The 9,641-nt window shown below is 70.0% G+C and carries 8 protein-coding genes; 2 read left to right on the top strand and 6 right to left on the bottom strand.

Annotated features, from left to right (window positions below):
• Positions 1-140: 140 nt before the first annotated feature.
• A complete protein-coding gene (locus tag ACFV9O_RS38555) occupies positions 141-2,411 on the bottom strand; it encodes an MMPL family transporter (RefSeq protein ID WP_385427245.1) in 2,271 nt (756 codons plus the stop codon).
• A 175-nt stretch (positions 2,412-2,586) separates the two neighbouring features.
• Between ACFV9O_RS38555 and ACFV9O_RS38550 the strand changes: the two genes are divergently transcribed.
• Positions 2,587-3,759 carry a sensor histidine kinase gene (locus ACFV9O_RS38550; RefSeq protein ID WP_385427242.1) on the top strand — a complete coding sequence of 391 codons (1,173 nt, stop codon included), beginning with the start codon at positions 2,587-2,589 and terminating at the stop codon, positions 3,757-3,759.
• Positions 3,734-4,396 carry a response regulator gene (locus tag ACFV9O_RS38545; RefSeq protein ID WP_385427240.1) on the top strand — a complete coding sequence of 221 codons (663 nt, stop codon included), beginning with the start codon at positions 3,734-3,736 and terminating at the stop codon, positions 4,394-4,396. The genes ACFV9O_RS38550 and ACFV9O_RS38545 overlap by 26 nt, the downstream gene beginning before the upstream one ends.
• A gap of 356 nt (positions 4,397-4,752) precedes the next feature.
• Here ACFV9O_RS38545 and ACFV9O_RS38540 read toward each other — a convergent pair whose 3' ends face one another.
• From ACFV9O_RS38540 to ACFV9O_RS38520, 5 genes are all read right to left on the bottom strand, one after another.
• Positions 4,753-5,271, bottom strand: a complete 519-nt coding sequence (locus tag ACFV9O_RS38540) for a hypothetical protein (protein ID WP_385427237.1) — start codon at positions 5,269-5,271, stop codon at positions 4,753-4,755.
• Between the two features lie 148 nt (positions 5,272-5,419).
• Positions 5,420-5,995, bottom strand: coding sequence for a hypothetical protein (locus tag ACFV9O_RS38535; RefSeq protein WP_385427234.1), 576 nt, complete (start codon positions 5,993-5,995; stop codon positions 5,420-5,422).
• Between the two features lie 234 nt (positions 5,996-6,229).
• Positions 6,230-6,529, bottom strand: coding sequence for a hypothetical protein (locus ACFV9O_RS38530; protein WP_385427231.1), 300 nt, complete (start codon positions 6,527-6,529; stop codon positions 6,230-6,232).
• A complete protein-coding gene (locus ACFV9O_RS38525) occupies positions 6,526-6,972 on the bottom strand; it encodes an HIT family protein (RefSeq protein WP_385427228.1) in 447 nt (148 codons plus the stop codon). The genes ACFV9O_RS38530 and ACFV9O_RS38525 overlap by 4 nt, the downstream gene beginning before the upstream one ends.
• Before the next feature lie 86 nt (positions 6,973-7,058).
• Complete coding sequence (locus tag ACFV9O_RS38520; protein WP_385427224.1) at positions 7,059-9,059, bottom strand: ABC transporter ATP-binding protein; 2,001 nt, start codon at positions 9,057-9,059, stop codon at positions 7,059-7,061.
• Between the last annotated feature and the right edge of the window lie 582 nt (positions 9,060-9,641).

Here is a 9,641-nt window from a genome sequence, read left to right as displayed (position 1 = left end):
CACCTGGACGCTCGCAACGGCACACGCATAAGGCAAGGGGCTGCCCGGCCCACCGCCGGACAGCCCCACACGCAAGATTTTCAGTGATCTTCTAGGTGACTCGCTGAGGTGCCGGACGCCAAGGGCGGGCAGGAGTTGAGTCAACGGTCAACCAGCCGTGGACGCGGGGCCTCACCCGTGGATTCCGCGTCGGTGTCGTCGGTGCCGACCGGGCCGCGGGGAAGCATCCAGTCTAGCCACTTCGGCAGCCACCAGTTGGTCCGGCCGAGGAGTGTCATGGTCGCCGGTACCAGCACCATGCGTACGACTGTGGCGTCGATGAAGATCGCGGTGGCCAGGCCGAGCCCGAACATTTTGGTGGAGGGGTCCTCGGCGACGGCGAAGGACAGGAAGACCGCCACCATGATGAGGGCGGCCGAGGTGATGATCCGGGCGGTGCGCGAGACGCCCTCAACGATCGCCGTGCCGTTGTCGCCGGTGCGCAGGTACTCCTCGCGTACGCGGGAGAGGAGGAACACCTCGTAGTCCATCGACAGGCCGAACAGGATGGCGAAGAGGAACATCGGGATGAACGACACGATCGGAACCGTCGCTTCCAGCCCGATGAGTGCGCCTCCCCAGCCCCACTGGAAGACCGCGACCATGATGCCGTAGGCCGCGCCGATGCTCAGCAGATTCAGCAGTACCGCCTTGAGCGGTACGAGTATCGAGCGGAAGACCAGCATCAGCAGCAGGAACGACATCGCCAGCACGGCGGCGACGAACACCGGCAGGCGTTGGCTGGTGCGTTGGCCCACATCGGACAGGCTCGCGGCGGCGCCGCCGACGTGGGCCCTGGCCGGGCCGTGCCCGATCGCCGTGGGCAGCACGTCGGTGCGCAGCCGGGCGATGGTGTCGGCCGTGGCCTTGTCCTGAGGGCTGGTGGTCGGGAACACCACGAGGGTCGCGATGCCGGTGGCCCGATCGATGTGCGTCGGCGCGACGGATGCGATGCCCGGATCCGCCGCGACCGTTGCGACGAGTCGGTCCAGCACTCCCGGATCACCGGTGGGATCCGCTGCGATGACGAGGGGACCGTTGGTGCCCGGGCCGAACCCCTCGGCGACGAGGTCGTAGGCCCGGCGCTCGGTACGGCTGTGGGGCAGTGAGCCGTCGTCGGGCAGGCCGACGCGCAGGCCGAGCACGGGCAGCGTCGCGGTCAGCAGCAGCCCCGCCGCGCCGACCGCGTACGGCACCGGGTGCTGGCTGACGTGCCCGATCCAGCGACGCCACCCGGCGGCGTGGGCGGCGCCTGCCGCCGGGTCCCGCCGCCGTGCGAGTCGGCCCAGCTTCCTGGTCTGCAGAGCCCGGCCGATCCGGCCGGCCCGGGCCAGGCGTGGGCCGGCGGCGCCGAGGAAGGCCGGCAGCAGCGTCACCGACGCGAGCACCATGGTCAGGACGACGATCGAGACGGCAAGCCCGCCCACCGTCATGAACGGCACGTTCGCGACCGCCAGGCCGAGGATCGACACTACGACGGTGCCGCCGGCGAAGACCACCGGCCGCCCCGCCGTTGCCACCGCTCGTCCGGCCGCCTCGTGCGGATCGAGCCCGCGCGCGAGGTACTCCCGGTGCCTGGCGAGCACGAACAGCGCGTAGTCGATGCCCACTCCGAGCCCGACCATGCTGCCCAGGACCGGCGCGAAGGTGGGGACGTCCGTGACCCCCGCCAGTACCGTCATCGTGGCGACCCCGACGGTCAGTCCGAAGACCGCCATGCCGATCGGCAGCGCGGCGGCGACGAGCGAACCGAACGCCAGGAACAGGATCGCGGCCGCGGCGAGGAGGCCGATCAGCTCGCTCGCGCCGCCGTCGGGGTCGGAGAAGGCGTAGAAGAGGTTCCCGCCCATCTCGATGCGCAGGGGCAGTTCGGCGTGCAGCCGGTCGCCGAGTTCGACGAGGGCGTCGAGGTCTTCGGCCGACAGTCGGCTCTGGTCGGGGTACTGCACCCGGACGACCGCGATCCGCCCGTCGGCCGAGACGAGGCCGCCGCGCACGGCGGTGTCCCCGCCTGCGTCGAGTGCCCCCGCCGGGTCGCTCGTGCCGAGCACGTGCGGCAGCCGCTTCACCTCGGTCTGCAGCCGCGTGAGAGCGGTGCGCGCGCTGTCGTGGTCGAAGAACGTCGCAGCGCCGTCGAGGGGGGTGACGACCACTTGGGCGGTCATCCCCTCCTGGCCGGTGCCTGCCCGCTCGATCAGTTCCGCGGCCCGCTGGGAGTCCAGTCCCGGAGCGGTCATCGAGTCCGCGGTCCGCCCGCCGAAGGCGATCGCGGCGAGGACGGCGAGCGTGGCGGCGATCAGCCATGCCGCGATCACCCGCCAGGGATGGCGGGCGGCGCTTGCGCCCAGGCGCAACAGGGCTTTCGAGAGCATCGGGTCCTCCAACCACCTCGTCGGCCGTCCTTGTACGGCCGCCGATGCCGAGGCTCGTCGCCACGGCGCTCTGCGGCATCGGCTCGCGGGCCGCGGATCCGTCGGCCCCGGGGCGGAGTGACGACCCGTCCTTTCGGCCGATGCGCGGCACGGCGCGGTCCCTAGGCTGAGAACCGTGCTGCGAGACGACCTGCGAACCCTGTGGACCGAACCCCGGCCGCCCGACGCGCCCGCCCGGGTGCGGCGGGACTGGGCGCTGCTCGCCGCGGGCCTGGGCGGTGTGGTGCTGGAGGCCACCCTGCGCGAGAACGTCGTGTGGCGGCCGGTGGCGGTGGTGTTCGCCGTATGGCTGTGCCTGCTGCCCCTGTGGCGCCGGACCCGCCCGCTGGCGATGGTGACGCTGGCGTTCGGCTCGGTGATCCTGCTTCCGGTGGCCTCGCTCGTCGCCGCACCGCGCGAGCCCGTCGGCCTGTACACCGGCGCGGTCGTGCTCGTGCTGGTGTACGCGCTGCCCCGGTGGGGATCGGGACGCGAGATCGTGCTGGGCGGCGCGGTGATCCTCGCGGCCGGCGCGCTGTGTGTCGTCACGGACGAGACCCCGGTCGTCGAAAAGGTCGTGGGCTTCGTCTTCCTGCTGCTGCCCGGCGTGGTCGGGGCTGCCGTGCGGTTCCGGGTGACCGCTCGCGAGCGGCAGTTGGAGCAGGTGCGCTCCCGCGAGCGCGAGCAGCTCGCCCGGGAACTGCACGACACGGTGGCCCACCACGTGTCGGCCATGGTGATCATCGCCCAGGCGGGCCGGGTGCTCGCGGGCACCGACCCGTCCGCCGCCGTCGAGGCGCTGGAGGGGGTCGAGGAGGAAGGGGCGCGCACGCTGGAGGAAATGCGCGCCATGGTCGCCGCGCTGCGCGACCGCGGGGTCGGCGCCGAGCTGGCGCCCCCTGCCGGAGTCGCGGATCTGGAGCGCCTGGTGCGCACCCCGGGTGGTCGCCTCAGGGTCGACCTGGGGCTCGACGGCGAACTGGACGCGCTGCCCCCGGCCGTGGACGCGGCCGTCTACCGGATCGTGCAGGAGTCGGTGACCAACGCGCTGCGCCATGCGGTCGACGCGACCGAGCTCGTCGTTCGGGTCGCCGCGGAACGGCACACGGTACGGGTGAGCGTGCGCGACAACGGCCGGCGCACCGGCCGGGGTCGCGACGGATACGGACTTACCGGACTGCGCGAGCGCGCGACCCTGCTCGGCGGCACACTACGAGCCGGCCCGGGTACCGACCGGGGCTGGCATGTCGAAGCCGAACTGCCGAGAGCGAGGAGCGAGAGCGGTGTCCATTCGCGTCCTCGTCGCTGACGACCAGACGATCATCCGCACCGGGTTGCGGATCATGCTGAACGCCCAGCCCGGCATCGAGGTGGTCGGCGAGGCCGCCGACGGGCGGGAAGCGGTACGTCTGGCCCGCGAACTACGCCCCGACGTCTGCCTGTTCGACATCCGCATGCCCGTACTCGACGGGCTCGAGGCCACCCGGCTGGTCGCCGGCCCGGGCGTCGCCGACCCGCTGGCCGTGGTCGTCATCACCACGTTCGACCTCGACGAGTACGTCTACGGCTCACTGCGTGCCGGCGCCCGCGGATTCCTCCTCAAGGACACGGGACCGGACCTTCTGGCGCAGGCCGTATGGTCGGCGTCCGACGGTGAGGCGCTCATCGCGCCCAGCGTCACCGTCCGTCTGCTCCAGGCATTCGCGGACCTGCCCGCCGGCCGGCCCGTGGCCCAGCCGGTCTCCCCCGTCACCGCCCGCGAGGAGCAGGTGCTCCTCGCCGTCGCTCGCGGGCTGACCAACACCGAGATCGCCGATGCACTGCACATCAGCCTCAGCACGGTGAAGACGCATCTGGCCAGCCTGATGGCCAAACTCGGCGCCCGCAACCGGGTCGAGATCGCGATGTGGGCCTACGAAACGCGCCGTATCCTCCCCGGAACCTGAGCCGGGTGCCGGGCCATGTCCCATGAGTCCCCGCCCGGACATCAGTGCACCGGTCGGCTCACGTCGGCTCCACGTGCCTCACCCGCCCCAGAGCGTGACGTACCAGGAGGCCGGAACTGGGACGGTGTGGCTTTGTACACGAGAACGGGAGTCGTTTGTCGACGGCTTCGGGAGTCACCGCGTGGGCCGGTCCCTTGATCAATGTCGATGAGTTTGGGAGTCACTCACGGCCCGGCAGGTGGTTTACGGGTGTGATAGTTGAGGTACAGGAAATCCTGGTGAGATTGATCTTGGTCGGTACGCCCGGCCGAGGAAACTCGGCCGGGCGTACCGGATGAACGGCTACGACTCCGCGGTCAGAGCTCGCCGCGGCGTGCGAGCTGCTTCACGGCGTTCTCACGGATGATCTCGTTCTCGGCGTCGCGCAAGCCCTCGAGGGCTTCCCGGGCTTCCTCGCCGGGAATGGCGCCGAGCGCCCAGATCGCCTTCACCGCGAGCGCCCGGAACTCGTCGAAGTCCAAGCGCTCGGGAACCCAGCGAGTCGCCAAGACCAGCGTCGGCGCCGTCTTGGGCGAGCGGAGCGTGCCCAGCATGGACACGATGTCCTCGTGCTCCCTGTGCCATTCGGCAGGGAACAGCTCGATCAACGGCTCCATGAACTCCTCGACCGAGGCGTCGGCGGCGCCATGGACGATCAACGCCATCTCGACGTCGTCGGCGTCCCGGCGCTCCATGGCGTCCCGGAGCAGCCGGAGCGCCAGGGCCCCACCGTCGGACTCGCCGAAGTGGGCGAGCACCTCGTCGAGCGTGCGCGTCCGACCCACACCTGGTACGAACGCCAGGCCCATGATCAGATCCTGCTCCTCAGGGGTCATCGCCTGACCACCTCCCACGCGGTGATGTTCTCGTTGAAGAGCTTGAGCGCGTCACGGCCGCTAGGCCGATGTCCACATGTGAGGTTGTTGAACGCCCCAGGTCTTGAGTGAACCCTAGCAAGATCATTCTCGCAGGGATTTCCTGTCCTCAATTACTCACACCCCCTTCAGAGGCCATCCCTCCGCGTAGGCCCTGAGCCGTCGCCGCTGCCGTTCTTCGTCCGCGATCCGGTCCGCAAGCGTCGAAGTCGCCGACGTAGAGCAGCACCGCCAGCCGCGGGTCGCGGGCTGTGCGCTCGCGGACGATCTGCACGTAGCTCTGGCCGCCGAAGCCCCGGACGACGAGCACGGGAACGCCCGTGTCCTCCAGCCAGCCGGTCAACTGCGCCCGCAAGGTGTCCTTCTCACAGGCCACGTACAGGGTCGTGGTCTGGCCGGCGGTCCGGTCCAGGGTGAACCAGTCCGGCGCGGCCCGCAGGAAGGCGCCGGCGTCCGGCCAGGCCGGAGGGACGTGGACCTCGCGCAAGGGGTCAACAAGGTCGGGGAACCGCTCCTCCCAGCGGATCTGGGCGAGACGGGAGGACAGACGCCGATAGGTCGGCGCGGTGTGCGGGATCAGGCCCTCCGCAACGAGCCGGTAGTAGCACTGTCGGAGGGAACACCCGCCGGTGGTGACGATGGCGGCGGCGCGTTCAACTGTGCGCGGCCACTGGAGTCTGGGCACACACCGGTACATGTACCCATCGGCTCAGCGGCGGGTGCCTCCCAAACTCGTGAACATCGACCTGGCCGCCAACAGGGCGCCTCCCGAGCTCATCGACAAACGACTCCCGTTCTCGCGTACAAAGCCAGACGGTGAGACACCCGATACGACAAGACTCCCGACAGCTACCTCGCCAGTCTCCACCTGCACGCCTCGATGATCTGGATCAAAGACCTCACCAGGACCACCCGATGATCACGACTCGATACGCGCCCTAGCGGTCGCGATGAGTTCGCCGACGAGGGTCCGGCGCACGTTTGGCACCGGGACTCCGCCGTACCTCGCGAACTGGCCCAGCTCCAGTGCCTGGCGCTCCTCTTCCAGGTCGGCACTCGCCGGGTAGGCCTTCACGAACCAGCGGCGGCCGTCGCTGGCTCTGGCCACGTAGTTCCGGGTCGCGGTCCCCGATGGGCCTTCGTCGACCGTGGTGGGAATGATCCGGTAGAGCATCGGCAGGATCCCCGCCACGACCATCACGTCCGACTGAGCGCTCATTGCCGCACCCCCGGCCACTCCGGGTCGTTCAACAGCCGGCGAAGCGCTCGGACATCGGTCTGCAGTTGGTCCTCGTCCTGGCGCCCGCGGTCGAGAACGTCGAACGGCAACGGCCGGCCCGGCGCCGGGTCCGCACCGGCCTTACGTCGCGGAACGCAGTGCCAGTGGCTATGGGGGATCTGATTGCCGAGCAGCAGGCAGTTCATCTTCAGCGGCTGGTAGAGCGACTCAAGAGCCCGGCCCAGGGTGAGGGTGTCGCGCCAGAACGCCGCCGCCTCGTGCTCGTCCAGCTCGGTGGGTTCGGCGACGTGGCGTCCCGTGTAGATCACGACGCTGTACCCGCGGACCTGTCCGCTGCGCCACAAGTACGCGTTGCTGATCTCACCGCGCCGCAGGAGGATGCCCCAGCCGATGTCGCCGGCTTCGAAGTCGTTGCCGCACATCGGGCAGTCGGTGCCGGAATGGTGTGCGGCGAAGGCCGCAGGCCAGGCTGACTGGACTGCGGGATCAGGCTGCGGGCGATCGGGCATCATGCCGCCTCCCCGGCCTCTGCCCGGTAGCCGTCGGCCTGGAGGGTGAACATGCCGGCGTATTCCCCGTCGAGGTCCATCAGTTCCTGGTGCGTGCCGGTCTCGATGATGCGGCCGCCGTCGAAGACGAAGATGCGGTCGCACTCGACGACGCTCGCCAGACGGTGGGAGATCAGCACCGTGATCTGATCCGGACGCAGCTTGCCCCGCAGCACAGCCTGGTACACGGCGTGTTCGGCGCGGGGGTCCATGCTGGCGGTCGGCTCGTCCAGCAGCAGCACGGGTGGGTTCTTGTACAGGCCGCGGGCAACGGCGATCTTCGCCCACTGGCCGGCGGACAGTTCCTGACCGCCGCGGAACCGCTTGGACAGCAGTGCCTCCCATGTTCCCGGCAGGTCGGCGATGACCTGCTCGGCGCCGGATGCCCGCGCTGCGTCCAGAGCTTGTTGCGGTTCGGCTTCGGTGAGCGTTCCCCGGGAGATCGTGAGGTTGGCCAGTGCGCTGAACGGGAAGCGCACCGGCTCCTGCAGCACACAGCCGACCCGGGCTTGCAGTGATTCGGCGTCCATCTCCCGCACGTCCACGCCGTCCCAGCAGACCGTGCCCCCGTCCTGAGCGTCGTACAGCCCGGCGAGCAGCCGCGCGCAGGTGGACTTGCCGGATCCGTTGACGCCGACGAACGCGACCGTCTCACCCGCGCGCAGCGTCATGGAGATGCGGTTCAGCGCCGGGGTGTCCTTGCCCGGATAGGTGAAGTACACGTTGTCCAGCGTGATGGTCTTGACCGTCTGTGGAGCGGGCAGCCCGCTCCGGCGCGGCTGCACCTGGCGGCAGCGTTCCTGGAAGGCCAGGAGATCGTCCACCCACATGGCGTGCTCGTAGACGAGGTGGGAGACGTCGACAAGCCGGGTCAGTGAGGCCTGGGCGGCCTGGATGGCGAGGACCGCGCCCGCGCCGGCGGCCAGCGGCAGCCACCCGGCAATCAGCATGGCGCCGAGCACCGTGTAGGTGATGCCGGTTCCGATCCCCCCAACGGCCCGCCCCGCCAGCGTCAGTCCCGCCGAACTCACTCCAAGGCGGGTGTCCTCCTCGGCGATCCGCGTCGTCAGTCGGCGGTGCTCCTCAAGCAGCGCGCCCTGCGCAGTGTCCGAGCGAAGTTCAGCGGCGGCGTCCCGCTCCAGCAGCAGCCAGGAGAAGACCCGCACCCGGCGCTGCAGCGCGTTCCACCGCTTGAAGGAATGGAAGCGTGCCCGCGCGGTGCGCACGGCGGCCCCGCCCACCGGCAGCACGGAAAGCAGGAGCAGCGGCAACAAGGCCGCGTGAAGGATGCCCAGCACGCCGGCGGTGCCTACGAGCCCGAGAAGCGCCGCGGCCAGGGACACGACCTGGCCGACGATCTGCCGGGCGTAGAACAGCCCGCGGTCGTTGGCCCGGTACGCCTCGTCGTGCCAGTCCGCGTCGTCGACGACCTCCAGGCGGACGTGAGCGGTCAGCTTGAGGAACTCGCACTCCAGCGCGGTGCGGATCTTCGGTGTCACCTTGGCCTGCGCGACGGCGACGCCCGCCTCGAGGAGCGCCCGGGCGCTGAGGAAACCGACCACGTAGAGGAGCTGCGGGACGGCGGCACGCACCCTGTCCGGGGTGGGCCCCTCGGCGAACAGCTCCCGCAGGACCGCGACCGAGGCCATGAGCCCGAACGCCGTCATCGCAGCTGATGCCAACTGCAGGAGGACCACGGCGACGGTTGCATTCCGGTCGGCGTTCCAGGCCAACTGGCCGATCTGGCGCACGATCCGCGGCAGCCGCGCGAGGATCTGTCCCACCGTGGCCTTGGACGCGGCGCCGTCGTACACGGACCAGTACGCCTCCGCCAGGCCGTCGGTGATATCGCCGTCCTGAGACCCGGCGGGCACGGCGACGGGCGGCAGCGGAAGTTCTGCACGGCGCGGGGCCGGTACCTCACCCTGGGAGATGCCATCTGCATCGCTGCCGGCGCTCATGCCCCCCACCTCGTATCCGGTCGTGCTGCGCTCTGGACGGCGTCAACATGGCACCGGGGTCGCGCGGAGCGCGGGAAGACAGGCTGGAGGCGTTCGAATGCCGCGGGAGGATTTACGGGGGCGGGCACAGGATTCATGGGGTCCTCCAGATGGCGCACAACTGGTACTGGTGCTCTAACAACGGTCCCCGGATGGGCCCGTAACGGGCAGCTCCGGGGCAGATCGTGGACAGATGTTCCATATAGCGGCAGGGATCAGGTAGGCCTTGGCCTGAGGAGCGGACGTGTCGCTCGAACAGCTCGGGTCACCCCTTCGAGGTATTGCAGGGAAGCCCGACAGGCGCGGTTCGGGCATGGCGACGAGGACGGCGGCGGCCACTGCTTTCGAGATGGGACAGGTCAGGTTCCGGTCTGCTCCAGGGCTGCGTTCCAGGCGGTGGGGGCGTCGGGATCGGAGCTGAGGAGCGGGGCAACGGGCTTGCTTAGCCGTGACTGGTTTGGTGGTCAGGCTGGAATGGGGATCCAGGCTCCTCGGCCGTCGAAGAGCTGGGTAACCACGTCGAGCAGGTTCTTGCCCTGTTTC

Source organism: Streptomyces sp. NPDC059909, from assembly GCF_042730885.1.
Classification (GTDB): Bacteria; Actinomycetota; Actinomycetes; order Streptomycetales; family Streptomycetaceae; genus Streptomyces.
Note: the sequence above shows the minus strand (reverse complement) of the source record. Positions and strands in the feature narration are given on the sequence as shown.

Excerpts from the sequence above, each read along its gene's own strand:
- ACFV9O_RS38530 (WP_385427231.1), bottom strand. The coding sequence starts at position 6,529 with ATGAGCGCTCAGTCGGACGTGATGGTCGTGGCGGGGATCCTGCCGATG.
- ACFV9O_RS38555 (WP_385427245.1), bottom strand. The coding sequence starts at position 2,411 with ATGCTCTCGAAAGCCCTGTTGCGCCTGGGCGCAAGCGCCGCCCGCCAT.
- ACFV9O_RS38540 (WP_385427237.1), bottom strand. The coding sequence starts at position 5,271 with ATGACCCCTGAGGAGCAGGATCTGATCATGGGCCTGGCGTTCGTACCA.
- ACFV9O_RS38525 (WP_385427228.1), bottom strand. The coding sequence starts at position 6,972 with ATGTGCGGCAACGACTTCGAAGCCGGCGACATCGGCTGGGGCATCCTC.
- ACFV9O_RS38520 (WP_385427224.1), bottom strand. The coding sequence starts at position 9,059 with ATGAGCGCCGGCAGCGATGCAGATGGCATCTCCCAGGGTGAGGTACCG.